The 26,033-nt window shown below is 70.5% G+C and carries 26 protein-coding genes; 8 read left to right on the top strand and 18 right to left on the bottom strand.

Going from position 1 to position 26,033, the window contains the following annotated elements; all coding sequences use genetic code 11:
• The first annotated feature begins 79 nt into the window (after positions 1-79).
• Together OHS82_RS42720 and OHS82_RS42715 are read left to right on the top strand one after the other, a co-directional pair.
• Complete coding sequence (locus OHS82_RS42720; protein WP_057582406.1) at positions 80-883, top strand: FadR/GntR family transcriptional regulator; 804 nt, start codon at positions 80-82, stop codon at positions 881-883.
• 110 nt (positions 884-993) lie between these two features.
• Positions 994-2,175 carry an amidohydrolase family protein gene (locus tag OHS82_RS42715; RefSeq protein WP_328435976.1) on the top strand — a complete coding sequence of 394 codons (1,182 nt, stop codon included), beginning with the start codon at positions 994-996 and terminating at the stop codon, positions 2,173-2,175.
• Positions 2,176-2,232: 57 nt separating this feature from the next.
• Here OHS82_RS42715 and OHS82_RS42710 read toward each other — a convergent pair whose 3' ends face one another.
• The 6 genes from OHS82_RS42710 to OHS82_RS42685 are packed head-to-tail and all read right to left on the bottom strand — an operon-like array spanning position 2,233 to position 7,075.
• Positions 2,233-3,360 carry a serine hydrolase domain-containing protein gene (locus OHS82_RS42710; protein WP_328435975.1) on the bottom strand — a complete coding sequence of 376 codons (1,128 nt, stop codon included), beginning with the start codon at positions 3,358-3,360 and terminating at the stop codon, positions 2,233-2,235.
• Positions 3,350-4,822 (bottom strand): class I adenylate-forming enzyme family protein, encoded by a 1,473-nt coding sequence (locus OHS82_RS42705; protein ID WP_057582403.1) that lies wholly within the window; start codon positions 4,820-4,822, stop codon positions 3,350-3,352. The genes OHS82_RS42710 and OHS82_RS42705 overlap by 11 nt, the downstream gene beginning before the upstream one ends.
• Positions 4,823-4,826: 4 nt before the next feature.
• Positions 4,827-5,249, bottom strand: a complete 423-nt coding sequence (locus OHS82_RS42700; RefSeq protein WP_057582402.1) for a MaoC/PaaZ C-terminal domain-containing protein — start codon at positions 5,247-5,249, stop codon at positions 4,827-4,829.
• Positions 5,246-5,698, bottom strand: a complete 453-nt coding sequence (locus OHS82_RS42695) for an FAS1-like dehydratase domain-containing protein (protein WP_057582401.1) — start codon at positions 5,696-5,698, stop codon at positions 5,246-5,248. Before OHS82_RS42695 ends, OHS82_RS42700 begins: the two co-directional genes overlap by 4 nt.
• Positions 5,699-5,721: 23 nt before the next feature.
• Entirely contained in the window at positions 5,722-6,579 is an 858-nt protein-coding gene (locus tag OHS82_RS42690) for an enoyl-CoA hydratase-related protein (RefSeq protein WP_057582400.1), read from the bottom strand.
• A 4-nt stretch (positions 6,580-6,583) separates the two neighbouring features.
• Positions 6,584-7,075 carry a PaaI family thioesterase gene (locus OHS82_RS42685; protein ID WP_057582399.1) on the bottom strand — a complete coding sequence of 164 codons (492 nt, stop codon included), beginning with the start codon at positions 7,073-7,075 and terminating at the stop codon, positions 6,584-6,586.
• A gap of 146 nt (positions 7,076-7,221) precedes the next feature.
• On the opposite strand from OHS82_RS42685, the gene OHS82_RS42680 reads away from it, so the two are divergent.
• The gene (locus OHS82_RS42680) at positions 7,222-8,433 is read left to right on the top strand and encodes a CaiB/BaiF CoA transferase family protein (protein ID WP_057582398.1); all 1,212 of its coding nucleotides are present in this window, start codon (positions 7,222-7,224) and stop codon (positions 8,431-8,433) included.
• Positions 8,434-8,438: 5 nt separating this feature from the next.
• Here OHS82_RS42680 and OHS82_RS42675 read toward each other — a convergent pair whose 3' ends face one another.
• The 4 genes from OHS82_RS42675 to OHS82_RS42660 are packed head-to-tail and all read right to left on the bottom strand — an operon-like array spanning position 8,439 to position 12,062.
• On the bottom strand, positions 8,439-9,197 hold the full coding sequence (locus OHS82_RS42675; RefSeq protein WP_242433354.1) for an SDR family NAD(P)-dependent oxidoreductase: 759 nt from the start codon (positions 9,195-9,197) through the stop codon (positions 8,439-8,441).
• Positions 9,194-9,706, bottom strand: a complete 513-nt coding sequence (locus tag OHS82_RS42670) for a nuclear transport factor 2 family protein (protein WP_057582396.1) — start codon at positions 9,704-9,706, stop codon at positions 9,194-9,196. Before OHS82_RS42670 ends, OHS82_RS42675 begins: the two co-directional genes overlap by 4 nt.
• The gene (locus OHS82_RS42665; RefSeq protein ID WP_328435974.1) at positions 9,703-10,917 is read right to left on the bottom strand and encodes an acyl-CoA dehydrogenase family protein; all 1,215 of its coding nucleotides are present in this window, start codon (positions 10,915-10,917) and stop codon (positions 9,703-9,705) included. Before OHS82_RS42665 ends, OHS82_RS42670 begins: the two co-directional genes overlap by 4 nt.
• A gap of 20 nt (positions 10,918-10,937) precedes the next feature.
• Positions 10,938-12,062, bottom strand: a complete 1,125-nt coding sequence (locus tag OHS82_RS42660; protein WP_328435973.1) for an acyl-CoA dehydrogenase family protein — start codon at positions 12,060-12,062, stop codon at positions 10,938-10,940.
• Positions 12,063-12,171: 109 nt separating this feature from the next.
• Here OHS82_RS42660 and OHS82_RS42655 point away from each other — a divergent pair, with 109 nt between their 5' ends.
• Positions 12,172-12,993, top strand: a complete 822-nt coding sequence (locus OHS82_RS42655) for an enoyl-CoA hydratase/isomerase family protein (RefSeq protein ID WP_328435972.1) — start codon at positions 12,172-12,174, stop codon at positions 12,991-12,993.
• 27 nt (positions 12,994-13,020) lie between these two features.
• Positions 13,021-13,521, top strand: coding sequence for a MaoC family dehydratase (locus OHS82_RS42650; protein ID WP_057582392.1), 501 nt, complete (start codon positions 13,021-13,023; stop codon positions 13,519-13,521).
• On the opposite strand, the gene OHS82_RS42645 is transcribed toward OHS82_RS42650, so the two are convergent.
• Both OHS82_RS42645 and OHS82_RS42640 read right to left on the bottom strand, forming a co-directional pair.
• A complete protein-coding gene (locus OHS82_RS42645; protein ID WP_328435970.1) occupies positions 13,500-14,915 on the bottom strand; it encodes a family 1 glycosylhydrolase in 1,416 nt (471 codons plus the stop codon). The genes OHS82_RS42650 and OHS82_RS42645 overlap by 22 nt on opposite strands.
• Before the next feature lie 218 nt (positions 14,916-15,133).
• Positions 15,134-16,027 (bottom strand): crotonase/enoyl-CoA hydratase family protein, encoded by an 894-nt coding sequence (locus tag OHS82_RS42640; protein ID WP_328435969.1) that lies wholly within the window; start codon positions 16,025-16,027, stop codon positions 15,134-15,136.
• 96 nt (positions 16,028-16,123) lie between these two features.
• Between OHS82_RS42640 and OHS82_RS42635 the strand changes: the two genes are divergently transcribed.
• The 3 genes from OHS82_RS42635 to OHS82_RS42625 are packed head-to-tail and all read left to right on the top strand — an operon-like array spanning position 16,124 to position 19,175.
• The gene (locus tag OHS82_RS42635) at positions 16,124-16,933 is read left to right on the top strand and encodes an enoyl-CoA hydratase/isomerase family protein (protein ID WP_328435968.1); all 810 of its coding nucleotides are present in this window, start codon (positions 16,124-16,126) and stop codon (positions 16,931-16,933) included.
• 20 nt (positions 16,934-16,953) lie between these two features.
• Positions 16,954-18,153 (top strand): acyl-CoA dehydrogenase family protein, encoded by a 1,200-nt coding sequence (locus OHS82_RS42630; protein ID WP_328435967.1) that lies wholly within the window; start codon positions 16,954-16,956, stop codon positions 18,151-18,153.
• Positions 18,150-19,175, top strand: a complete 1,026-nt coding sequence (locus OHS82_RS42625; protein ID WP_057582388.1) for an LLM class F420-dependent oxidoreductase — start codon at positions 18,150-18,152, stop codon at positions 19,173-19,175. Before OHS82_RS42630 ends, OHS82_RS42625 begins: the two co-directional genes overlap by 4 nt.
• 3 nt (positions 19,176-19,178) lie before the next feature.
• Here OHS82_RS42625 and OHS82_RS42620 read toward each other — a convergent pair whose 3' ends face one another.
• The 6 genes from OHS82_RS42620 to OHS82_RS42595 all read right to left on the bottom strand — a co-directional run bounded on the left by OHS82_RS42620 (position 19,179) and on the right by OHS82_RS42595 (position 25,994).
• Positions 19,179-19,928, bottom strand: coding sequence for a FadR/GntR family transcriptional regulator (locus tag OHS82_RS42620; protein ID WP_328435966.1), 750 nt, complete (start codon positions 19,926-19,928; stop codon positions 19,179-19,181).
• A gap of 170 nt (positions 19,929-20,098) precedes the next feature.
• A complete protein-coding gene (locus tag OHS82_RS42615) occupies positions 20,099-20,494 on the bottom strand; it encodes a Zn-ribbon domain-containing OB-fold protein (protein WP_057582386.1) in 396 nt (131 codons plus the stop codon).
• The gene (locus tag OHS82_RS42610) at positions 20,491-21,642 is read right to left on the bottom strand and encodes a thiolase family protein (RefSeq protein ID WP_328435965.1); all 1,152 of its coding nucleotides are present in this window, start codon (positions 21,640-21,642) and stop codon (positions 20,491-20,493) included. Before OHS82_RS42610 ends, OHS82_RS42615 begins: the two co-directional genes overlap by 4 nt.
• Positions 21,643-21,646: 4 nt before the next feature.
• Entirely contained in the window at positions 21,647-23,221 is a 1,575-nt protein-coding gene (locus OHS82_RS42605) for an AMP-binding protein (RefSeq protein ID WP_328435964.1), read from the bottom strand.
• A 37-nt stretch (positions 23,222-23,258) separates the two neighbouring features.
• Positions 23,259-24,749 carry an aldehyde dehydrogenase family protein gene (locus OHS82_RS42600; RefSeq protein ID WP_057582383.1) on the bottom strand — a complete coding sequence of 497 codons (1,491 nt, stop codon included), beginning with the start codon at positions 24,747-24,749 and terminating at the stop codon, positions 23,259-23,261.
• Between the two features lie 102 nt (positions 24,750-24,851).
• Complete coding sequence (locus tag OHS82_RS42595) at positions 24,852-25,994, bottom strand: acyl-CoA dehydrogenase family protein (RefSeq protein ID WP_328435963.1); 1,143 nt, start codon at positions 25,992-25,994, stop codon at positions 24,852-24,854.
• Positions 25,995-26,033 lie beyond the last annotated feature (39 nt).

The raw sequence follows: 26,033 nt of genomic DNA, 5'->3' as shown, positions 1-26,033 counted from the left end.
ACGGAGAAGATCACCGAGGGTTTGACCTGGTACCCTCGATGCACTAAGACGATTCATTTAGCTATACGAGGAGCCCATCGTGGCCGAGGCAGCCCGCACCGCAGAAGCGGCGACCGTGCCGGTCCCCGCCCGCAGTCGCGTAGGACGTCAGGTTCGGGTGCCGAAGACCGCCGAGCTGGTCGCCGCCCACCTGCGTCGCCAGATCGTACGGGGCGAGCTGAAGCCGGACGACGCACTGCCCCCGGAGTCGGGCCTGATGGAACAGTTCGGCATCTCGCGGCCCACACTGCGCGAGGCGTTCCGGGTGCTCGAGTCCGAGTCCCTGATCACGGTGCGCCGCGGCGCCCACGGCGGTGCCCGGGTGAGCGCTCCGGACTCGGACGTCGCCGCCCGCTTCGCCGGCCTGATCCTCGAGTACCGCGGCGCCACCCTGGGCGACATCTACCGCGCCGCGGCCGTCATCGAGCCGCCCTGCGCCCACCAGCTCGCCACCAAGCACACGGCCGACGACATCAAGCGGCTGCGTGACGCGGTGGCGACCGAGAAGGCCGCCCTCGACGACCCGCTCGCCCTGGTCGACGCACAGGACGCCTTTCACGCCCTGCTGGTCGAACTCACCGGCAACCAGACCCTGATCCTGCTGTGCGGCATGCTGCGCAACATCATCGACCGGGCCAACGCCTCGTACACGGCGGGCGCGGCCGACGCCGAAGCCCAGAAGGCGCAGGCCCTCAAGGGACACCGGGCACATGTGCGGATGGTCGGCCTGATCGAGTCCGGAAAGGCGGACGAGGCCGAGAAGCTGTGGCAGCGGCACATCTCCAGCGCGGACGACGTCGTGAACGCCGCGGGACCCAAGACGGTGCTCGAACTCCTCGACTGACCGGCTCCACCTCGCGGCGGACCCGCCTCCGTTCCCCTCTTGCGCTCTCTAATCAGTTAGATAATTATAGAAGGCGTACTGAATAGCTCCTGGGGCCCGGAGGCGACGCCATGGCCGAACAGCGCAAGCCCATCTTCGACTGCGACCAGCACATGTACGAGGAGCGGGACTCCTTCACCCGTTACCTTCCGAAGGAGTTCCTCGGTGCGGCCGTCGCCCCGGTGACCCTGCCGGACGGGCGGGAGGTGATCCTCGCCGGGGACCGTGTCGTCGTATGCCTGGAACCGGAGTTCGGGCAGGTGTACCGTCCCGGTTCACTGAAGGAGATGCTCAAGGCGATGGCCTCGGGCAATCCCGAGGAGACGTACCAGTTCGAGCCGATGCACGAGTCGTACCAGAACCGCGACGCCCGGCTGCGCGTCATGGACGAGCAGGGTCTGGACCAGACGATCATCTACCCGGGCGGCTGGGCGCTGGTCGCCGAGGAGTACGTGAAGGGCGTGGAGCCGCTCTACGCCAACTACCACTCCTTCAACCGGTACATGAACGAGGTCTGGGGCTTCAACCACCAGGGCCGCATCTACGCCCCCGCGCTGCTGTCACTGCGCGATCTGCCCAGCGCGGTCAAGGAGTTGGAGTACGTCCTCAACCAGGGCGCCCGCTTCATCCTGCTGCCCACCGGGCCCGTGTACGGCCGCTCGCCGGGCGACCCGTACTTCGACCCGTTCTGGAAGCTGGTCAACGAGGCCAAGGCGAGCGTCTGCTACCACATCAGCGAGTTCTACTACAACTCGCAGGTGGCGCCCTCCTGGGGCTACGACCCGAACCCCATCCACTTCCGGATGTCCGCCTGGCAGTGGCAGAACACCTACGGCCAGCGCCCCGTCGAGGAGACGCTGTCCGCGCTGATCTTCGACAACCTCTTCGGCCGTTTCCCCGACATCAACGTCCTGGTGTCCGAGTTCGGCTCCGAATGGGTGCCGCACTTCGTGCGTCACATGGACAAGAGCCGCGGCATGGGCCGCAACGGCCCCTGGATCGGCGGGCAGTTGGGCGAGCGCCCCAGCCAGGTCTTCCGCAAGCACGTCCGCGTGGTGCCCTATCCGGAGGACGACATCGTGAACGTCGTCAAGCGCCTCGGCTATCACGAGTCCATCGTCATGGGCTCCGACTTCCCGCATGCGGAGGGCCTGGCCAATCCGGCCGACTTCCGCAAGCTCATCGCGGAACTCGACGAGTCCGCGCAGGACGACATCATGTTCAACAACGCCCAGCAGCTGATCAGCCGCTGAGTGACACGGTCAAGCGGGCAGCCCGGTACCGGAATTCGGTACCGGGCTCAGATCTGCCTAGTCGGTGAGATCCGCCGCGAGATTCGCGATGTTGGTGAGCAGCGCCGTGCCGCGCGGGGAGTGGTCGTAGCCGGCGAGCGGGTAGCCGTTGCTCAGGCAGGCGAAGGACAGACCGGTCTCCGGGTCCATGAAGCCGAGTTGGTAGGCGGCTCCGGCGCTGCCGAAGAGGGCGGACGAACCGGTGGACGGCAGGTTGCTGCCCGCGTCCGGACCGGCCACGGTGACGAACAGGCCCATGCTGGTACGGCGGCCGGAGCCACCCCCGTAGATCTGCTCCCCGTGCGGGTGGTCCGTCAGCCGGATCCGGGTCCCCTCCGCCACGGCCTCCGGCTTCCACAGTCCCGAGTGCTCCAGCGCCTGGAAGTACAGGGCGACGTCGGCGGCCGTGGCCACCAGCGCGTGGCTGGGCTCCCCGGCCGCCAGCACCCGGGGGTCGGACAGGTACCAGGGGCCCCAGGGGTCGGGCTCCTGCTCGTCGCTCGTGCGGTCGGTGGCGGTCATCGGGGCGACGGTGCCGGGCTGCCGGTCCACCGGGACGCCGAGTTCGAGCGAGGACAGGCCGAGCGGTTCGGCGATCCGCTCGCGCAAGTACTCGGCGAAGGCGAGGCCCGTACGCCGCTCCACGATCTCGCTGATCAGCCAGGCCGCCGAAGTGAGGTGGAACTGGAAGCGGCTGCCGGGCGCATAGTCGAGCCGCCAGCGGCCGAACGCGGCGAGGCGCTGCTCGCGGTCGAGCATCTTCGGGTACCCGAGCGGTGCGAAGGGGAAGCCGGCGGAGTGGGTGAGCACCTGCTCCACCGTCACCTCCTCCTTCCCGTTGGGCGCGAACTCCGGAATGATCGAGGCGACTTGCTCGCCCACCTCGATCAGGCCCTCGCCGATCAGCTTCCACACCGCGCCCGCGACGATCGACCGCCCGACTGACTGCAGGACGTATCGGGTGGACGGTTCCGCTTCCCCCCAGGTCTCGAAGGCGACCAGGCTTCCGCCCCGCGCCACGGCGACCTGCGCGGACGGCAACCGTCCGTGCTCGACCTCCAGACGGATCCGGCGCAGGAGCACGTCCAACCGGTGCGGGTCGACGCCGACGGCCTGCGGGGCGACGACCGAGTGGTCAAGCGTCATATGGTTCTCCTTCGAGCGCGGTGGGTTCCCGAAGGCTTCGGCGTACGACCTTGCCGTTCGCGTTGCGCGGCAGGTCCTCCACGAACCACCAGCGGACGGGGACCTTGAACCCGGACAGCCGGGCGCGGGTGTGGCCGCTGAGTGCCGCGGACTGCGGTGGGGCGGTGGGATCGGCGGGGACGACGAAGGCGACGACGGTCTGGCCGAGCCGCTCGTCCGGAACTCCGGTGACCGCGACGTCCGCCACCCCGGGGTGCGCGGACAGGACCGTCTCCACCTCCAGCGGGTGGACGTTCTCGCCACCACGGATGATCATGTCGGTGCGGCGGCCGAGCAGGTAGAGATACCCGTCCTCCACCACGCGGCCCAGGTCGCCGCTGTGCAGCCAGCCTTCGGCATCGATCCTGAAGAGGTGGTCGGCGCGGGCGTGGATCTCTCCGATGCCGTCCGGGCCGGGGGCGTGGACCCTGATCTCGACACCGGGCGCGGGCCGCCCCACCGACCGCAGCAGCTCGGTGCGGCCGGCTACCGCCTCCCGGTGGTCCTCCGGGGTGAGCACGCTGATCGGCGAGCCCTCCGTCTGGCCGAACATGTTCAGCATGCGGACCCCGGGCATCGCCTCGTACGTTCGCCGCAGCGTGCCGGGGCGGACGGGTGCGCCGCCGTACTGGAGGGTACGCAGCCTCTCGTGGCGGGCCTGTCCCGCCGCCAACAGCGTCTCCAGCATCGCCGGGACCATGCTGGTGTGCGTGGTGCCGAGTTCCCGCAGCAGGGCCCAGCCCTCGACGGTGAAGCGGGGCAGGCCGGTGATCAGCGCGCCGGCGGCGAGGGCGACGGCGATGTTGCCGAGGCCCGCGATGTGATGGAAGGGGGCGCTGCCGCCGTAGAAGCTGTCGGAGTCCAGCGCGCACAGCCGCCCGTTCACGCGGGCCCGGGCGGCCAGGCGCCCCTGACTCATGGGGACGGGCTTGGGCAGGCCGGTCGTTCCGGAGGTGTGCAGAACGGCGGCGAGGTCTTCGGGTCCGCCGGTCAATTGCCGTGCGCCGGGTGCCAGTACGGGAACGACGGCCATCCGCCGGCCGGAGAGTTCGGCGACCTGCCTGGCTAGGTCGGCGAACTCGGGTTGGGCCAGCAGGACGTGAGCCCGCGTCTGCTTGACCACGGCGGCGATCTCGTACGCCGTCATGCGGACGCCGAGCGGCGCGAGCGGGTGGCCTGATCCGGCGCCGCCGATCACCAGCGCGAGGGCGTCGGCGGAGGTGGCGACCAGTGCGGGCACCGGTTCGCCGGGCTTCAGGCCGAGGGTGTCCAGCCAGTCGGCCGCGCCGGCCGCACGGTCGAGCAGTTCGCGTCCGGTCCAGGTCAGGTCGCCGAACCGGACGGCGGGGCGGGCATGATCGTAGGCGCGGCTCACCATGGCGGTCCAGGTGGCCGCCTGCATCCCTTCCTGGGCGACGGCCATCGGGTCAGGGCTCCAGGCGGGCCGCCGCGGTGCCGGTGACCACCTCGGCGCCGTCCTGGTTGACGGTGCGCAGGGTGAAGTGGGCGACCGGGCCGGTCGGCGTGTCCTCGATCGACTCGACGGTGACCGTGGCGGTGAGGGTGTCGCCGGGCCAGACCTGGGCCTTGAAACGCACCCCGTAGCGCAGCAGTGCCTCGGAGCCGACCCAGTCGGTCAGGACCCGACCGGACATGCCCATCGTCAGCATGCCGTGGGCGAACACGCCGGGATAACCCGCGGCCTCGACGGCGAACCGCTCGTCGGTGTGCAGGGGGTTGAAGTCGCCGGAGGCGCCCGCGTACTGCACGATCCGGGTGCGCTTGAGGTCGTCGACGAGGATGCTCTCGCGCATCTCGCCGACCTTGATGTCGTCCGCGCTCAGGCTCATCGGGCGTCCTTCGGGGTCGCCGGGCCCTCGGGGACGACGGCCACGGTCACGGCGCTGACGACCGGCCGGCCGTCGGCGTCCCGGTACTCGGTGATGCGCTCGCTGAAGAGCAGGCGGCCGGTGCGGCCCTGCTTCTCCCAGCTGCGGCCGGTGCTGTTGTGCGCGTAGAGGGTCTCGCCGGCGCGCACCGGACGGTGGTACTCGAAGTGCTGCTCGGCGTGGAGTCCGCCACCGCCTTCGGCCATGACGCCGGCGTCACGCCCCGACCCGAACCAGTCCTCGTCCGGCTTGGGACGCAGGTGGTACTCGGGGTCGTAGTGGGCGCTCGCCATGGTGAAGGTGGGCGGTGCGAGCGCGGACTCACCCTCGTACGCCGGGTTCTCGTCGCCGATGGCGCGGGCGAACATCATGATGTGCCCGGCCTCGACGGGGAAGGGTCGCCCTGTCATCTGCGTGTGCTCCTCGCATCGGTTCAGTACGGCAGAAACGCGTCGCGGGTGGCGTCGTCCGGGTCGAAGTCCGGCGGCAGGCCCTCGAACTTGGGCTCCCGCTTCTCCACGAAGCTCGACACGCCCTCGCGGAAGTCGGGCGAGCCCGCGAAGAACTCCATGGCGGAGTAGGAGCGGGCGAGGGCGTCGGTGAAGGTGCGGTCCAGGTCGCCGTACACCTGATGCCGCAGGACGGCCATGGCCCGCGGTGAGCAGTTGCGGGCGATGTCCCGGGCGTAGGCGCGGGCCGCGTCGAGCAGATCCAAGGGTTCCACGACGCGGCTGACCAGGCCGAGGCTCTTCGCCTCGTCGGCGTCGAAGACGCGGCCGGACAGCAGCAGGTCGAGCGCGTTCTCCAGACCGATGACGCGCGGCAGCACGTAGGGCAGGTTGTACTCGCCGGCCAGCCCGCGGCGGGTGAACGCGGTGGTGAAGCGTGCCCCTCGGGCGGCGAAGCGGACGTCGCATATGAGTGCCTGGACCAGGCCGATGCCCGCGCAGGCGCCGTTGACGGCGGCGATCAACGGCTTCGGCATGTTCCGCCTGCTGTACATGGGGACGCGGGCCTGGAGGTTGAGAGACTCCCCCGGCTGCGAGTTCTGCTCCAGGCGCTGCATGTCCATCCCCGGGCAGAAGGCCCTGCCCGCACCGGTGACGATCACGACCCTGACGGCGGGGTCCTGTGCCGCCCGGTCGAGGAGCGCGAAGAAGCGGCGCTCCATCGGCAGGCTCCACGCGTTCTTGCGCTCGGGCCGGTTGAGGGTGACGGTGGCGACGCCGTCCTCGTCCACCTCGTACAGGACCAGGTCCAGGTCCTCGGGGGCCATGGTTTCCTCGGGCATCGCGTCACTCCTCGTCCAGCGGTTCGATCGGTTCGCCGACGCCGGACCGTTCCCCGGAGATGGTCACCACCACCTGCCCGCGGGCGCAGATCCGCCCGTCCGCCCGCACGTCGACGTCGGCGAAGTGCACCCGGCCGCCCCGCCGCACACAGCGCGCGTACGCGACCGCCTCTCGGCCGCGGGCGGGTGCGAGGTACTGCACCGACATCGACACGGTGCTGAGCCGGCTGCCCTTGGTGAAGTCGTGCCCGGCGATCACGGCTCCGGCGCCGGCGGTGTCGATGAGTGCGGAGATGACGCCGCCGTGGAAGACGTCCTCGTGGGCCGAGAGGGACTCGGCGTAGGGGAGCACGATCTCGACCCCGTCCGCCTCCCAGCGCGTCACCCGTATGCGGCAGCGCCGGTTGAAGGCGACCCCGCGCTCCCAGCGGGCCCGGAACCAGGCCCGGCGTTCGCGCTGTTCCTGATCGGTGAGGGTCCTCGCCGCGACGGTCATCAGCCCGTCCTCCGGTCCCGGCCTGACGGCCGATCCATATAGTTACATGAATTGAATAGATGAGGCAATCGCCCGGACCGCAGCCGGGACGCTAGATGTATTATTTATATAACTGATTCGCTGTCTGTGAACAGAGGGAGGCCCAGATGCCGTCGACCGCACTGGCCGGGGTCCGCGTGCTCGATCTGTCCCGCATCCTCGCCGCGCCGCTGGCGACCCAGATGCTCGCCGATCTGGGCGCCGAGGTGATCAAGGTCGAGCGGCCGGGATCGGGGGACGACTCCCGCACGTACGGTCCTCCCTTCGCCGCCGGACCCGAGGGCGACCGGACCGACACCGCCGCCTTCTACCTCTCCTGCAACCGCAACAAGCGCTCGGTCACCGTCAACCACGCCTCCGCCGAGGGACAGGAACTGATCCGCGCCCTCGCCGCGCGGTCGGACGTACTGGTCGAGAACTTCCGGACGGGCACGCTGGCGAAGTACGGTCTCGACCACGCGAGCCTGCGCGCGCTCAACCCGCGCCTCGTCTACCTCTCGGTCACCGGCTTCGGCCAGACCGGCCCGTACGCCGACCGACCCGGCTACGACGGCATCTTCCAGGCCATGTCCGGGATGATGAGCGTCTCCGGGCACCCCGAGGAGCCGATGAAGGTCGGCGTCAGCATGATCGACATCCTCACCGGGCTCTACGCCTCCACGGCCGTCCTCGCGGCCCTGCGCCATCGGGACCTCACCGGCGAGGGCCAGTTCATCGACCTGTCCCTGCTGGACTGCGGCCTGGCCTCGCTGTCCCACTTCGCGATGAACTACCTGGTCTCCGGCGAGGTTCCGCAGCGGCGCGGCAACGGCGGGTACGGCGGGATCCCCTCTCAGGCCTTCCCCTGCAAGGACAAGCCGATCTTCCTGGTCGCGGGCAACGACAAGCAGTTCGCCGCGTTCTGCGCCGCGGCCGACCGCACCGACCTCCTCCAGGACGAACGGTTCGCCACGACCCCGGCCCGGATCGCGCACCGCGAGGAGATCCTGCCGGTGCTGGCGGCGATCCTTCGCACCCGCACCCGGGACGAGTGGCTGACCGTACTCGACGCACACGACGTGCCCGCGGGCCCGTACAACGAGATGCCCGAGGTCTTCGCCGACCCGCAAGTGCAGCACCGGGGCATGCTGATCGAGGTCGAGGACCCGGCCTCCGGACGCCTCCCGATGCTCGCCAACCCGATCCGGTTCACGGCCACGCCGGTCGAGGGGTACGCCCCGCCGCCGGCGCTGGGCGAGCACACCGACGAAGTGCTCGCCGTTCTCGCGGGAGTGACGGAAAGTCAGCTGGCTGCGCTGCGGGCACGAGGTGTCGTGTAGCGGCGTCAGCCGATCAGGGTCCGGCCGCCCTCCAGCATCAGCGTCGCGCCGGTCAGATAGGCCATGTCGTCGCTGACCAGCGCGACCACCGCCCTGCCGATGTCGGCCTCCGGGTCCCCGAGCCGGCCCATCGGGATCTGCCGGGCGAGTTCGTCCGCCTTGTGCGGGTGCGCGGCCAGGTAGTCCTCCGCCGCCGGGCTGAGCGCGGCCGGACAGATGACGTTCACCCGGATCCCGTACGCGCCCCACTCCCGCGCGGCGACCCGGCTCAGGCCGCGGATCGCCTCCTTGGCCATCGCGTACGCCGCGAAGGTCGCCTCGCCCTGTACGGCGGCCGACGAACCGAGGTTCACGACGCTGCCGCGGCTCTCCTTGAGGTGGGGCAGGGCGGCCTGCATGGCGTGGAAAGCCGCCAACGGTCCGCTGCGGTAGGTGAGTTCCACATCCTCGTACGACGTCTCCGCCAGCCGGCGCTGCACCGAGGACTGCGCGTTGTTGACGAGCACATCGAGACCGCCGAACTCCCGGACCGTCTCGGCCACCATGCGGTCGACGTCTTCCCGCTCCCCCACGTCCCCGACCACGGTGTACGCCCGTCCCCCGCGCTCGGCGATCTCCCCGGCCGTGTCCTTCAGCTTGCCCTCGGTGCGACCGGTGATCACCACCGCCGCCCCTGCGGCGGCCAGCGCGAGCGCGATGCCGCGGCCCACGCCCTGCCCGCCGCCGGTGACCAGCGCCGTCCTCCCCGACAACCGTGCCATCATGTCTCCTTCCAGAAGCCCGACCAGGCGGGGAAGGTCTCGGGCAGCGCCGGCTCTCCGGCATCCGCCCAGCCCTTGAATCCCACGGCCTGGGGGCGCTCGGTCACGTCCGCCGCGTACCAGTGCCGCTCGCGGCGCCGGGAGAAGTACCACTCGCCGTCCACGCGCGCGTAGTCGTCCCAGTAGCAGATCGCCATCACGATCCACCGCTCTCCCACCTCGTGTTCGGCCCGGCAGTACACCGCGCCGGTCGCCGTGTCGCGGCCGGTGAACTCGATGCGGTGGCCGCAGATCTGGTGGACCGACCGGTGGAAGCCGCGCACCTGGGGTTCGATGTGCCGACGCAGGACATCCCGCCCCCGGCCGTGGCGCCCCATGTCCACGTCAGGCCGGAAGCAGGCGACCCAGGCGTCCAGGTCGCGGCCGTCCACGGCGAGCGCGTAGCGGATGGGCAGCTGCTGGATGGCGAGCTGCGACTCGACTCGGTCGAGACGGTCCTCGACCGGCGTCACGGGCGTGGCTCCTTCGGCAGGCCCAGGACCTGCTCCCCGATGATGTTGCGCTGGATCTCGCTCGACCCGCCGTAGATCGTCTCCGCGAGGGAGAGCAGGAAGGAGCGCTGGCGGCGGTCCAGGGCGTAGCCCTCGCCGACGATCTGTCCGGCGGGGCCCGCCAGCTCCGTGGCCAGCCGGCCGAGTTGCTGGTGCCGGGTCGACGCGTACAGCTTCGCTGTGGTGGCCTGTGCTCCCGGCGTGCGGCCGGCGGTCAGTTCGGCGATGGTGCGCAGGTTGGTGGTGCGCATGATGCGTACGGAGATCCAGGCGTCGACGATACGGCGGCGCAGCATCGGGTCGTCGAGCGCGCCCCGTTCCCGGGCCAGGTCGATCAGCGCCTCGGCCTCCCGCTCGAAGGTGAGCTGCTGGGGCAGGAGCGTGGTGCCGCGTTCGATGCCGAGCGTGGCCATCGCGGTGCGCCAGCCCTGGCCGACCTCGCCGACGACCATGTCGGCGCCGGTGCGGGCGTCGGAGAGGAAGACCTCGGCGAACTCGTCCTGGCCGGCGAGGTTGCGGATGGGACGGATCTCCACGCCGGGCTGGTCGGTGGGCACCAGCAGCAGGCTCAGACCCTTGTGCCGCGCGGACCGCGGGTCCGTGCGGGTGAGGACGTAGAGCCAGTCGGCGTGCACACCGAACGAGGTCCACACCTTCTGTCCGTTGACCACCCACTCTCCCCCACTCTCGGCTCCGCTCGAGCGGGAGGTGCCCCCATCGTCCAGCTCCGCCCGGGTGCGCACGGACGCCAGGTCGGAGCCGGCGCCCGGCTCGCTGAAGCCCTGGCCCCACAGCTCCTCGACCGCGAGGATCGGCGGCAGGAATCGCTTCTTCTGTGCCTCGCTGCCCATCCTGAGGAGCATCGGGCCGAGCAGGTCGAGGGCGTTGACGGTGGCCCGGTACGGGGCGTTCACGCGGGCGTACTCGTACTCGAAGACGATCTCCTCGAGCAGCCCGAGCCCGCGTCCGCCGTACTCCCGGGGCCAGCCGACGCCCAGCCAGCCGCCGGCGGACAGTTCACGGTCCCAGGCGAGGCGGACCTCCCAGGCGGCTCCGTCGGTGGGACCGCCCACGCCCCGGTGCTCGGCGAACTCCCCCACCAGGTGGTCCGCCAGCCAGTCCCGTACCTCGTCGCGGAAGTCGCGTACGTCGGGCCCGAAGTCCAGCTCCATGTCAGCTTCTCCCTGAGGTCTCAGATGCCGAGCCGGGTGGCGAGGAGTTCCCGGTGGTACGACGGTGTGCCGAGCAGTACCTCGGAGCTCTTGGCCCGCTTGAAGTACAGGTGCGCGGGGTGCTCCCAGGTGAAGCCGATGCCGCCGTGGACCTGGATGTTGTCGGCGGCGACCTTGGTAAACGCCTCCGAGCAGAACGCCTGGGCGAGGGCGGCGGCGATGGCGATCTCCGTGTCGCCGCCCGCGTCCAGTGCCCACAGCCCGCCGTACGCGGCCGAGCGGGCGGACTCGATCTCCATGAGCATGTCGGCGCACTTGTGCTTGATTCCCTGGAACGAGCCGATGGGCCGGCCGTACTGCTCGCGGATCTTGGCGTACTCGACGGCGGCGTCCAGTGCGGCCGCGGCTCCTCCGACCTGTTCGGCGGCCAGGAGTACGGCGGCGGTGGCGAGGGTGCGCTCCAGGGCGGGCCACGCCGTGCCCTCGGGGCCCAGGAGGCGGGCGGGGGTGTCCGTGAACTCGACCCGGGCCTGTTTGCGGGTCTGGTCGAGGGTGGGGAGGGGGGTGCGGGCGAGGCCTGGTGCGTCGGCGGTCTCGACGGCCAAGAGGCTTGTGCCCGAGGGGGTGCGGGCGGCGACCAGGAGCAGGTCGGCGAGGTGTCCGTCCGGGACGTACGTCTTCACGCCGTTCAGCCGCCAGCCGCCTGTCTCGTCGTAGGCGGCGGTGAGCCCGATGCCCTGCTCGTCCCAGCGGCCGCCTTCCTCGGTGAGCGCCAGCGTGGCCACCGTCCCGCCGGACGCGATGCCCGGCAGGAAGTCATGCCGCGCCTGCTCGTCGGCACAGCGCAACAGGGCCTCGGCGGCCAGGGCGACGGTGGCGAAGTACGGCCCGCCGAGCAGCGCGCGGCCCGCCTCCTCGAAGACGATGCCGAGATCGACGTAGCCGAAGCCCGAGCCGCCGTACTCCTCCGGGACGGCGAGCCCCTGGAGGCCGAGTTCGCCGGCCATCCGCCGCCAGACGACGGGGTCGTGCCCCTGGAGATCGGCGGCCAGGCGGCGCACGTTCGCCTCGTCGGAGTGCCTGGCGAGGAACGAGCGGACGACCTTGCGCAGTTCGTCCTGTTCCTCGCTGAAGGTGAGATCCATCCCGAACTTCCCGTCCTCCGTGCAACGTCCCGTGCGGCCTGCTTGCCGCCCACCCTTCGATACAGTTAGATAATTATAGTATCCACACTGAATACACCAGGAGCGCGACGTGACCGATCCCTACGCCCCGTTCACGAGCCTGACCTTCGAGCGGCCCGCGCCCGGCGTGCTGCGGATCGTGCTCGACGCGCCGAACCTCAATGCCGTGGATCCGCGGATGCACGGCGAGCTCGCCGACGTCTGGTCCGTCGTGGACCGGGACCAGGGGACCCGCGCGGTGCTCGTCCAGGGGGCGGGCCGGGCGTTCTCGGCGGGCGGGACCTTCGACTCCATCGAGGCCATGACCGAGGACTACGCGGTGCGCGCCCGGGTGATGCGGGAGGCGCGCGACATGGTCTACGGCGTGCTCAACTGCGCCAAGCCGGTGGTGTCCGCGATCCACGGGCCGGCGGTCGGGGCGGGTCTCGTCATCGGCATGCTGGCGGACATCTCCGTCGTCGCCCGCACGGCGAAGATCGTCGACGGGCATACGCGGCTCGGTGTAGCGGCCGGTGACCATGCCGCCATCTGCTGGCCCTTGCTGTGCGGCATGGCCAAGGCCAAGTACTACCTCCTCACCTGCGAGACGCTCACCGGCGAGGAGGCCGAGCGGATCGGGCTGGTGTCGAAGTGCGTGGACGACGCCGACGTGCACACCGAGGCCCTGCGGGTGGCGACCGCCCTGGCGGCCGGGCCGGCCAGCGCGATCAGCTGGACCAAACGGTCCCTCAACCACTGGTACCGCACCGCGCAGCCGATCTTCGAGGCCTCGCTCGGGCTGGAGTTCTTCGGGTTCGGCGGGCACGAGGTCGTCGAGGGGCTCGCCGCGCACCGCGAGAAGCGGCCCGCTGACTTCGAGGGCATCGGCGGCAAGCACCCGCTCGACCTGTGACCACCGTACGAGAGGAACCGATCGACCATGGCACCACAGCAGACCAGCACCGAAGTCCCCCTTCTGGTCAAGGGGCTGACCTACGAGGAGATGCCGGTCGGGCAGATCTTCCGGACCGCCCGCCGCACCATCACGGAGACCGATCTGGTCAACTTCGTCACCTGGGGCGGCTTCACCGAACCCCTCTTCTGGGACGCCTCGCACGCCGCGGACGGCGGCTACACGGGGCGACTCGTCCCGGGGGGACTGACGTACTGCATCGCCGAAGGCCTCGTCCTCCAGACGAACGTGCTGCACGGCACGGGCCTCGCCTTCCTGCACATGGAGCTCACCGTGCACGGTCCCGTGTACGTCGGCGATACCGTGCACGCCGTCGTGGAGACCACGGACTGCCGGCCCTCCAGCAAGCCCGGCCGGGGCGTGGTGACCAGCCGGATCACCGTACGCAACCAGCGGGACGAGAACGTCCTCGTCTACACGCCGGTGCGACTGATCCGCGGCAGGGACTACGAGGCTCCGGCATCCTGAGCCCGGGACGGGGCCGGCACCAGGCTCAGACCGGCGGGCCGCCCCGCTTCGGGTACGGCGGCGTCCGCGAAGGCGCCGTGGTGCAGCCAGTCGGAAGGGATCGAGGGACGCGGCGGGGCCTCGTGGTCCGGGACCGCCATCGCGTACAGGCGGGTGTAGCGGAACTTGGCCTCCAGGTTGTCCAGGACCGACCAGTACTCGTAGCCGCACACCTGCACACCGGCCGCGGTGAGTCCGGCCAGCCAGGAGAGCCGGGCGCGCAGCAGGGCCCGGCGCCGGTCGTCGTCGCTGTGTCCCATGGCGTCGACGAGGTCCAGGTCGCCCATGCCGTTGTCGATGACGGACAGCGGCGGCAGCACGTCGCCGTAGAGCTCGTAGAGGCCGGCGACGGCGTCGGCGAGCCCTTCGGGGATGATCGGCCAGCCGTAGGCGGTGGTCTCCACGTCGTCGAACGGGACGATCGCGAAGCCCAGGCCCACGAGCAGGCGGTTCACCTCGTTGAGGGCGCTCTGGCAGGTTCTCGTCGGCAACACGCGGGGCAGGTTCTCCGGCGCGGTGACCCGGAACGGGGTGTGCCAGGACAGGCCCAGCAGGTCCTGCTCGGCGGTGATGGTCTCCAGGTCGCCGGGGCGCACGCAGCCGGTGTCCTCGACCGGTGAGTCGCCGTCTTCGGTCACCATGTGCTCGCCGAGCAGCAGGGGGTCGAGGAAGAGTCGGTTGGTCCAGCTCTCCAGGCGCTCCAGGGCGAGACGGTCGTAGGGGTCCTCGGTGGCCGGGTAGCCGCCCACGAGGGTGACCGTGGTGCCGATCCGGCCTCGCGTCCCAGTGGCCCTGAGGGCCTGGGTGGCGAGCCCGTTGGCCAGCAGGATGTGGTGGACCGCGGGCAGTCCGGCCCGGCCCGCACCCCGGCCCGGGGGGTACATTCCGGCCACGTGGTCCGCGAGCGTGGGGCCGGCGAGGTCGGTGGAGGTGATCCAGCGTTCCACGCGGTCGCCGAACCGGCGGCCCAGATCGGCGGCGTAGGCGGCGAAGTGCTCGGCGGTTTCGCGGGCGAGCCAGCCGCCGGCGTCGTCCAGCCACGCCGGAAGTGAGCGGTCGAGCAGGGTGAGGGCGGGTCGGCTGCCGTGCGCGAGCAGTGCGTCGAGCGCGCGGTCACAGCGGTCCAGGGCGTCCCGGTTCCAGCTGCCGGGGCCGTCGGGCTGGAGCTGCGGCCATCCCGCGACCATGCGGTGGGTGTCCGCGACGACACCCGTCAGCTGCTTGAGGTCGTCGGTCCACTGCCGGAAGTGCCCGCCGCGTTCCGAAAGGGGCGGCAGAGGCGCCGCGATGGTGTCCGCCGTGGCGACTCCCCAGTCGACACAGCGAAGGGATTCATGCAGGAAACCATCGCTCATGGTTACCGTCCAGGCGGTGAATGGTTTAGCGCATTCAACTGAATGTCCGCCGACCGGACGCTAACAGGTCAAACACACCACGACAATGTTTCGGCCGGATCTCGCGATACGGGATCAGCCCCCGTCCGGGGCATGGTGTCCCCGCCTGTGCCGCTGATCGAGGGCGGCGGCCGGGACGCCGCACCCACGATCGGAATGCCTGATGCGGTCGAACGTCGTCAGCCGTGGCCCTCCGATGCCGGTGCCCGCTCCTCCAGAGGACGGAACTCCTCCTCCTGCCACCAGGGATACAGGGGTGGCATGTCCTTGCTGACCCGGCCCGGGAAGGTGGGCGGCCGTTTGGCGAGGAACGACTGGACGCCCTCCACCGGGTCCGGGCCGCCGCCGATCTGGCTCATGATCCGGGAGTCGAGCCGGTGGGCGGCCATCGGGTGGGGTTCGCCCAGCATCCGCCACATCATCTGGCGGGACAGGGCGACGGAGATCGCGGAGGTGTTGTCGGCGATCTCCCGGGCGAGTGCGTACGCCGCCGGCAGCAGTTCCTCCGGCGGGTGCACGGAGCGGACCAGCCCGGCCGCGAGTGCCTCGTCGGGGCCGAAGACGCGGCCCGTGGCCACCCACTCCATGGCCCGCTGCATGCCGACGGCCCGGGGCAGAAACCAGCTCGCCGCCGATTCCGGCACGATGCCGCGGCGGGCGAAGACGAAGCCGAACTTCGCCGAGGTCGATGCCAGACGGACGTCCATGGGCAGGGTCATGCTGGCCCCGACCCCTGCTGCCGGGCCGTTGATCGCCGCGATCACCGGCTTGGTGCTGGAGAAGATCCGCAGGGCGACCCGGCCGCCGGTGTCCCGGTGCCAGGCGCCCGCCTTGCGGTGGTCGAAGGAGGAGCCGCCGGAGCTGACGTCTGCGCCCGCACAGAAGCCGCGCCCGGCGCCGGTCACCACGATCACCCGGATCTCGTCGTCGGCGTCGGCCGCGTCCAGGACGTCGAGCAGGTCGGCCATCATCTGGGGATTGAATGCATTGAGCTTCTCGGGCCGATCGAGGGTGACGGTGAGGATCCCGTCCGCCACCTGGGTCCGCACGGTGTCGTACTCCTGCTCCGGCATACGCGTCCTCCGTCACTCCGCCGAGCCGTTTCCAGAAAGCTTAATTAGTTATAGCATTCAACTCTAATGATTCGTTCCTGGCTGATGGATGAGCTGATGGATGAACTGATGGCGGTGGAGATGACCGACCTGGTGGTGACGGCTGTCGGCCCGATCCGGCTCATCGAGCTGAACCGGCCCGACCAGCTCAACTCGATGAGCGAGGAGCTGCACTCCGCGCTCGCGTCCCTCTGGGATTCCCTCGCCGCCGACCCGGAGGCCCGGGTGGTCGTCCTCACCGGGCGCGGCCGGGCGTTCAGCGCCGGGGGCGACTTCGACATCATGACCCGGGTGCAGCACGACCGCGCCTTCCGCGAACGCAACGTGGACGAGGCGCGGCGGATCATCACCGGCATGGTGCGCTGCCCGCTGCCGGTGATCGCGGCCGTCAACGGGCCCGCGGTGGGCCTGGGATGCAGCCTGGCTCTGCTGAGCGACCTCGTCCTGATCGCCGACGATGCCCATCTCGCCGACCCGCACGTCCAGGTCGGGCTCGTCGCCGGTGACGGCGGTGCTCTCGTCCTGCCGTTGCTGGTCGGTCTGACCCGCGCGAAGGAACTGCTGTTCCTCGGCGACCGGGTGAGCGCCGAAGAGGCGGTCCGGCTGGGCATCGCCAACCTCGCCGTGCCCAAGGACAAGCTCCTGGACGAGGCCATGGACCTCGCCGGACGGCTGGCCGCCCTACCCGCACAGGCGCTGCGCGAGACCAAGCGCGCGGTGAACCTGCACCTGGAGCAGGCGCTCGCCACCGTGCTCGAACCCGCCCTGCTCGCCGAGCGGGAGACCATGCACTCGCCGGACCACATCGCCGTCGTCGAGAAGATCATCGCGTCCCGCGCCCGTCGCCGGACCGCCGGAGACGGCTGAGACCCGGAGAGGGCTGAGACATGGACTTCGCGTTCAGCGAGGAGCAGGAGGAACTGGGGCGCACCGTAAGGGCGTTCCTGGCCCGCACCTCACCCGAGAGCGAGACGCGTCGCCTGATGGAGACACCCGAGGGCTTCGACCGGGCGCTGTGGCTCCGGATGGGGAGGGAGCTCGGGCTGCAGGGCCTGGCGGTCCCCGAGGAGTACGGGGGCGCCGGGTGCGGGCCGGTCGAAGTGGGCGTGGTGATGGAGGAGATGGGCCGCGCGTTGGTGTGTGCGCCGTTCCTGTCCTCGGCCGTGCTGGCGACGACCACGCTGCTGCGCTGCGCCGACGAGGACGCCCGCAAGCGCCTCTTGCCGGGCCTGGCCTCCGGTGAACTCGTCGGGACACTCGCCCTGACCGAGGGCTCCGCACGCTGGGACCCGGCAGGGGTCAGGCTCAATGCCCGTGAGAGCAAAGGGAGTTGGCTGCTCACCGGGCACAAGATGTTCGTCCTGGACGGTGCCTCCGCCGATGTCGTCCTCACCGTCGCCCGCACCGGCGACGGCATCGGCGACGGCATCGGGGTGTTCTGCGTGGAGGGCGACGCGGCCGGCCTGACCCGTGCGCCGCTGCCCACGATGGACCCGACGCGACGCCAGGCCCGCCTCGACTACCAGGACGTACCGGCGACCCGGCTGCGTACGCACGGCGACGGCTGGGACCTGGTCTCGGAGGTGCTCGACCGGGCCGCGGTGGCGCTGGCCGCCGAGCAGGTCGGGGTGGCCTCCCGCGCGCTCGACATGGCGGTGGAGTACGCCAAGGTGCGCCACCAGTTCGGGCGGCCCATCGGTTCCTTCCAGGCCGTCAAGCACCTGCTGGCCGACGTCCTGCTGGAGGTGGAGTCGGCGCGCGCCGCCGCCCACTACGCCCTGCTCGCCGCCGAGAACGCCGAGAACGCCGAGAACACCGAGAACACCGTGAAGACCGAGAACGCCGACCCGGAGCTGCCCGCCGTGGCGAGTCTGGCCAAGGCGTTCTGTTCCGACGCGTGCGTACAGGCGACGCAGGAGAACATCCAGGTGCACGGCGGCATCGGCTTCACCTGGGAGCATCCGGCCCACCTGTATCTGAAGCGGGCCAAGACGTCACAGCTGCTGTTCGGCGACCCGGCGTACCACCGGGAGCTGCTCGCACGGCGCATCGGCATGGAAACGGAACGGGACAAGGGAGCGGCATGAAGGTCGACGGCAAGCTCAACGTGTGGAGCACCACGGAGGTCGTGGAGGAGGCCCGGCACCACGAGAAGGCCGGCTACGACGGCCTGTGGGCGTCGGAGTCCAAGCACGATCCCTTTCTGCCGCTGGTGCTGGCGGCCGAGCACACCGACCGGCTGGAGGTCGGCACGGCCATCGCGGTCGCCTTCGCCCGCTCCCCCATGCAGCTCGCGTACACCGCGCACGACCTGCAGACCTACGCCGGCGGACGGTTCTCGCTCGGACTCGGCAGCCAGATCAAGCCGCACATCGAGCGGCGCTTCGACATGCCGTGGAGCCGGCCCGCGGCCCGCATGCGGGAGTACGTGAGCGCACTGCACGCGATCTGGGCCGCCTGGAACGAGGGCGAGAAGCTCGACTTCCGCGGCGACTTCTACTCGCACACCCTGATGTCGCCCTTCTTCTCGCCACCGCCCGCCCTCGGCGGCGCGCCCAAGGTGTTCGTGGCCGCGGTCGGCCAGGCGATGACCGAAGTGGCGGGCGAGGTCGCAGACGGGCTCCTCGCGCACGGCTTCACCACCGAGCGGTACCTGCGGGAGGTGACCCTGCCGACCGTGGAGGCGGGGCTGGCCGCGTCCGGCCGTACGCGGGCCGACTTCGCCGTCTCTCATCTGCTGCTGACGGCGACCGGCCGCACGGAGGAGGAGATGGCCCGCGCGATCGACGGCACCCGCGCTCAGATCGCCTTCTACGGCAGCACACCCGCCTACCGGGGGGTGCTGGAGCTGCACGGCTGGGGCGAACTCGGGAACGAGCTGCACGCGTTGTCGACGTCCCGGCGCGAGGACAAGTGGGAGGCGATGAGCGGCCTCGTCGACGACGAGGTGCTGCACACCTTCGCGGTCGTGGCGGAACCGGAGCGGGTCGCGGGCGAGATCCGGCGCCGGTACGGGGCATTGGTCGACCGGGTGTCCTTCTACACGGCGTACGAGATCGACGCCGAGGTGTGGGAGCCCGTCGTGCAGGAGCTGCGCACACCCGAGTGACGGTCAGCCGAGCAGGTCCAGGACGGTGGTCATGGACCTGTTCTGCAGCAGGTAGTCCTCGGCCTCCTGGAGATGGAGACGCCACAGCTCCTCGGCGGCCTCGGCCCTGCGCTCGGCGACCAGTTCGACAAGCGCGCCGTGGGCGCGGAAACCCCGGCGGTTGGCCCTGATGTTCTCGGGGCTGCCCGTGTCCAGGTCGACGTGGGACCAGTTCGCCTGGTCGATGATGTGCCGGACCATGCCGTTGAGGACGCTCAGCGTCTCGTTGCCCGCCAGTTCGACGACCAGGGCGTGGAACTCCATGTGGGCACGGATGAAGGCCGACGGGTCGTCCATCAGGGCCTCGCCCTCGGCGACGGCGGCCCGCAGCCGCTCCAGGTCCTCGTCCGTGCGCCCCTCGGCCAGCAGCCCGGCGCAGGGTACCTCGATGACCGTACGGGCGTCGTAGACGTCCTTGAGGGTCGTGCCCCGGTATTCGAGGACCACGCCGGCATACCGGGCCGCGACCGTGCCCTCCGGGATCTGCACCCGCGCCCCGCCCCGGGCTCCCCGGCGCACGCTGATCAGCGACTCCGACTCCAGCACCCGGAACGCCTCGCGCAGCGTCGGCCGGGACACGGCGAACTCCGCCATCAGCGCCGACTCGGCCGGCAGCGCCTCGCCCTCGGCCAGCTCTCCGCGCACGATCTTGCGGCGCAGCTGTGCCGCCACCAGCTCGGCCATCTTGGGGACGCGGACCTTGACACCGTTCACGCGCCCACCGCCGTGCCGCCCCGCCGCACTCATCACCGGGCCCACCTCCGTCCGCCCACAGGTGCGGGACAGGGCCCGAGCACCGGGTAGACGGTTCACTCTACTAGATAACTGATTTGACTAGGTTATCGAGTTCTCACATTCGCCCTCATCGGTGTCCACCGATGCGATCAACGCTCCGGAACAAAACAGGGCAGCGTGATCTCGTCCGTGAGGGGCCGGAAGTCGACGCGCACGCGCATGCCGATGGCGACGGCGTCCGGATCGCCGGCGTCCACGTGGGAGAGCAGGGTGGCGCCGTCGTCGAGGTCGATCACGGCGAGCGCGAAGGGCGTGTCGAAGCCGGGGCCGGGTGCGCGGTGCACCACGGTCACCGAGTAGACGGTCCCCCGGCCGGCGCTCGGAGCGTAGTGCCAGCCTGGGGCCAGGCATCCGGGGCAGGCGGGCTCGGGGACGAAGAAGCGCAGGTCACAGCTCGGGCAGTAGGGGACGACCAGGTCGCCGCGTCGGGCCGCCTCCCAGAACGGTTGGGACAGTTCGGTCGGGACGGGTACGGGCCGGCTCATCGCGTTCTCCCCAGCAGGCTCATCTCGTAGTGCTGGGCGCCGGACCCGGCGTTCCCCACGACGGCGAGCTCGGCACCCTCGACCTGGTGCACGGCGGTGCCGCGCAACTGCCTTACCGCCTCGACGACTTTGAGCGTCATCTGCTGGGTCCCGTTCCAGGCATAGGACAGGCAGCCCCCGTCGGGATTGACGGGATGCTTGCCGCCGACGGCGATGGCTCCGCTGGCCGCGAACGGTCCGCCCTCGCCCTCCCCGCACAGACCGAGTGCTTCCAACTGCCGTATGACCTCGAAGGAGTTGGGGTCGTACAGGGAAAACACGTCCACGTCGTGGGGACCGACGCCGGCCATCGCGTAGGCGCGGGTGGCCGCGTCCCGGCCGAGTTGGCCGACTTCCCGGTACAGAGCCGGGTTGGCGTACGCGGCCTGGTGGTACTCCATGCCGCCGCCGAGGACGGCGACGGGCGGGTGGGGCAGGTCGCGGGCCCGTTCGGCGGTGGTGACCACGAGTGCGGCGCCGCCCTCGCCGACGATGCAGCAGTCCAGCAGGTGGAAGGGCGTGGCCACCATCCGGGAGGCGAGGACGTCGTCGGCGGTGTAGGGCCCGCGCCCGTGCATCATCGCCTCCGGGTTGCTGCTGCCGTTGTTGCGGATCGTGGCGGCGACCTCGGCGAGCTGGCGGGAGGTCGTGCCGTACTCGTGCATGTGCCGTGCCGCCACCAGCGCGAACTGGGCGACGACATAGCTGCCCCACACGTCGGCGAACTCCAGGGGCACCCCGGCTCCCACGGGACCGGCTCCGCGCGAGACCAGCTTGCAGCCGCCGAGGACGACGGTGTCCGCGTATCCGGCGCTGATGGCGGCGGCCGCCTTCAGCAGGCCCCGTGAGCCGGCGTTGTCGAGCATCGAGTCGCTGGTCCAGCGCAGGTCCCGGCCGAGCATCCGCGCCCAGGAGCTGCCCTCGCCGGGTACGCCACCGGGGCCGGGCCAGTCGACCTGGGCGCCGTCTACGTCGGCCGGGGTCAGTCCGGCGTCCGCGATCGCGCCGCGTACCGCTTCGAGGGCGAGGTCCATGGCGTCGCGGTCGGGCAGTGTCAGCGCCTGTTCGGTGGCGTACACTCCGACGACCACGGGTTGGCGGCCGTTCACGACGTCACCGCCCCGCGCCGAGCGTGTCGCCGCCGGGGTAGCCGCCCCCGCCGAAGCGCTCGTCGAGCACCTCGTAGTCCTTGGCGTAGTCCTTGGTTCGCGGCAGGACCTCTACGAACTCGACCGTCTTCGGCTTCTTGTACGAGGCGATCCGCGCCCGGCAGTGCTCGATGACGTCCGCTGCGGTGACCGGCCCGGCGCCCGGCCGGAGCACCACTACGGCCTTGACGTCCTGCGCCCAGCGCTCGTTGGGCACACCGATCACGGCGGCTTCCTTCACCGCGGGATGGGACTCGATGCAGTTCTCCACCTCGGCCGGGAAGATGTTCTCGGCCGCGGACTTGAGCATGCGGGTCGTCGTCCCGAGGAAGCTGATCGTGCCGTCGGGCTCTCGCCGGCCGAGGTCGGTGGTGTGCCACCAGCCGAAGCGGAAGCGTTCCTCGTTGGTCTCGGGCCGGTTCCAGTAGCCGAGATGCACGAGGTCGCCGCGGACACAGATCTCGCCGGCCTCGCCCACCGCGCACTCCTGGCCGGCGCCGTCCAGGATGCGTACGGCGGTGAAGGGGCCGGGCCGTCCCGCGTTGCCGGTGCCCGCGTCGCCGTAGGCGCCGGTCACCGCGAAGCCGGTCACCTCGGTCTGCCCGTACCCGCGGCCCATGCCGCCGCCGTTGCGGGTGAAGCGGCTCTGATCGGTGGGGACGGTGCCCTCCCAGAGCTGTGCGGCGACACTCGCGCGCAGGTGGGAGAGATCGTGGCCGGCCTCGCGGTTGAGGGCGACGAGCTGCGCGATGGTCGGGGGCATCAGGTAGGCGTGGGTGCACTTCTCGCCCGCCAGGAGCGGGAGCAGTTCCTCGGCGACCACGCGGCGCACGACCACGTTCTTGCCGCCGTGGACGAAGGCCGGGACGCCCCAGAACTGGTAGTTGCCGATGTGGAACATGGGACCGGCGCCGAGGAAGGAGGTCTCCGTGCCGATGTCCCCCATCCAGGCGGCGCTCGCGCCCATGGCGAGCAGGTTGCGGTGCGAGAGCATCGAGCCGGACTGCCGGCCGGAGATCGCCGCGGTGTAGATGACCAGCAGGGCCGCCTCGGGGTCGACCTCGGCGACTGGGTCCTCCGCCGAGCCGGAGGCCAGGAAGGCCTCGTAGGAGTCGGCGCCCTCGGAGTCGTGACGCAGCCACAACGCCCGGTGGTCGTCGCCGAGTTCGGCCCGGGCCTTGGCGACCGTGTCACCGATCTCCTCGTCCTGCCAGACGACGACCGCGGGGTCGAAGTCCTCGACGGCGAAGGCCATCTCGGGCGCTGCCCAGCGCCAGTAGCCGGGGCAGACCATGGCGCCGATCTTCGCTGCGGCGCCGAGGAGCTCCCAGATCCGGAAGGAGTTCTGGCCCAGCCACAGGATGCGGTCGCCGGAGCCGACGCCCGCGTCCGCGAGGGCGCCTGCGAGTCGGTTGGTGCGCTCGTCCAACTGGGGCCAGGTCAGCCGGACGTCGCCGTCGACGAGGGCGACGCCGTCGGGGAAGGACCTTCGGTGCTCACGGATGATGTCGCCGAACGTCAGGCGACGGGCGGAATGCATGCTGTTGGCTCCAAAGGCTCGGGAGAGGTGGGGGCCGTCAGACGCGGCCGATACCCACACCCTTGACGTTGATGAACTCGTCCAGACCGGCCTTGCCGCCTTCCCGCCCGAACCCGCTCATGCCGACGCCGCCGAACGGTGTGGCAGGCGAAGTAATGGGATTCGGGCCGGGATTGACGTAGACCGTCCCGGCCTTCAGGCGCGGCACCAGCCGGTTGACGCGTGCGATGTCACGGGACTGGATGTAAGCGGACAGGCCGTACTCGCTGTCGTTGGCCAGGGCGACGGCCTGGTCCTCGGTGTCGAACGGGGTGATGGCCAGGACCGGGCCGAAGATCTCTTGCTGGGCGAGATCGCTGCGGTTGTCGACGTCCGCGAAGACGGTCGGCGAGACGAAGTAGCCGTCGGACGCGAGGTGTTCGCCGCCGTACACGAGCCGCCCCGCACCGTCTTCGACCGCCTTGTCGACCACGCCCCGGACGCGCTCGCGGGCGGCTTCGTTGATGAGGGGTCCGATGTACGTCGAGGGGTCGAGCGGGTCGCCCACAGGCAGGTGGGCGACCACCCCGGTGACCCGGGCGATGACCTCGTCGTAGATCGGGCGCTCCACCAGCAGCCGGGTGGGCAGCGCGCAGCCCTGACCGGTGTTGCTCATGGCGAAGGCGGCGCAGTAGGGGACGACGGTGTCCAGGTCGGTGTCGGAGAAGAGCAGGTTGGCGGACTTGCCGCCGAGCTCGAACACGACCGGCTTGAGGCTGAGGGCCGCGTCGGCCATGATGCGGCGCGCGGTGGCGGGACCGCCGGTGAAGGAGATCTTGTCGATGCCGGGGTGGGTGACCAGGGCCGATCCGGCGTCGCCGAGCCCGGTGACGACGTTGACGACGCCGTCGGGGATGCCCGCTTCGCGGGCCAGGTCGGCGAAGAGCAGCGCGGAGAACGGTGTGGACTCGGCCGGTTTGATGACCACGGTGTTGCCGGCGGCGAGCGACGGGGGGACTTTCATCGCCAGGGACAGTGCGGGAGAGTTCCAGGTGATGATGTGGCCGATGACGCCGTACGGCTCGGCGATGGTGTACTCGACGTTCTCGTGCGGGCTGTAGGCCGCGCCGACCATGCCTTCGATCTTGTCGGCCCAGCCCGCGTAGTACTCGGTCCACTCGGCGACGTGCGGTCCGACGTTCTCCGCCCAGCCGCCGATGCACACGCCGTTCTCCAGCGGGCAGATCGCCGCGAAGTCGGGGATGTGGTCGCGCAGCAGCCCGGCGAAGCGGGTGAGCAGCCGGCGGCGCTCGGCGGGGCGCATGGTGCCCCATACCTCGAAGGCCTGGCGGGCGGCCGCGACCGCCTGGTCCACCTCGGTGGGCCCGGCCAGCGGGATGTAGGCCTGGATGAGGCCGGTGGCCGGGTTGCGGTGCTCGTAGAGGCCGCCGCTGGTGTCGGTGACGTCCTTGCCGCCGATGACCAGACGCGGCTGCGGCAGGTCGTGCTCGGCTCTGTCCTGGTGCAGCTGCACATCGACCGTGACCACGGGTACCTCCTAGAGACCGCGCAACGCTGCACATATCCAGGCTAAATAGCTAACCTATTAAGCCAAGCTAGTCAATAAGTTCAGGGAGCTCCGGAGCGGGGCCTACAGTCCCAGCGACCGCCCGATGATCTCCAGCATGATCTCCGAGGTTCCGCCGAAGACCCGTTGGACCCGGGTGTCGCGCCAGATGCGCGCGATCTCGTACTCGTTGACGTAGCCGTAGCCGCCGAAGAGCTGCATGCAACGGTCGATGACCTCCCAGCCGGTCTCGGAGGTCCAGTACTTGGCGGCGGCGGCCTCCTCGGCCGTCAGCTCGCCCTGGATCAGGGCCATGATGCAGCCGTCCACGTAGATCCGGGCGGCGTTCAACTTGGCCCTGATGTCGGCAAGCGCGAACCTGTTGGCCTGGAACTCTCCGATGGGCTGCCCGAAGGCGGTGCGGGTCCTGGCGTAGTCGAGCGCCAGCGCGTAGGCGCGCTCCGCGGCCGCCAGCGAGGAGACGGCGATGGCCAGCCGTTCGGTGGGGAGGTTGCCCATCATGTGGTAGAAACCGCGACCCTCCTGCCCGATGAGATTGTCGGCCGGGACGCGGACCTCGTGGAAGAAGAGTTCGGCGGTGTCCTGGGCCTTCATGCCGACCTTGTCGAGCTTGCGTCCGCGCTCGAAGCCCTCGGTGCCGCGCTCGACGACGATCAGGCTGATGCCCTTGTGGCCGGCCTCCGGGTCGGTCTTGCAGGCGACGATCACCAGGTCCGCCAGGATGCCGTTGGTGATGAAGGTCTTGGAGCCGTCGATCACCCACTCGTCGCCGTCCCGGCGGGCCGTGGTGCGGATGCCCTTGAGGTCGGACCCGGCGGACGGCTCCGACAGTGCGAGCGCGCAGATCGTCTCGCCGCTGATGACACCGGGCAGCCAGCGGGCCTTCTGCTCAGATGTGGTGAGGTTCATCAGATAGGGCGGGAGGACGTCGTTCTGCAGCCCGAGCCCGATGCCGACCGAGCTGGTGGCCGCCATCTCCTCGGCCATGATGGCGTTGTAGCGGAAGTCCCGGATGCCCTGGCCGCCGTACTCCTCGGGGAACTGCCAGCCGATGAGTCCGGCCTTGCCCGCCGCCGCCCACGCGGCCCGGCTCACCTGGCCGTCGCGCTCCCACTGCTCGGCATACGGGGCGCATTCGCGCAGGTAGAAGGTGCGGGCGGTCTCGCGGAACAGCTCGTGCTCCTCGGTGAAGATCGTTCGGCGCATGCTCGACTCCACTCAGGCATCTCGCTTATTTAGCTGAAG

Source organism: Streptomyces sp. NBC_00425 (assembly GCF_036030735.1).
GTDB lineage: Bacteria > Actinomycetota > Actinomycetes > Streptomycetales > Streptomycetaceae > Streptomyces.
Note: the sequence above shows the minus strand (reverse complement) of the source record. Positions and strands in the feature narration are given on the sequence as shown.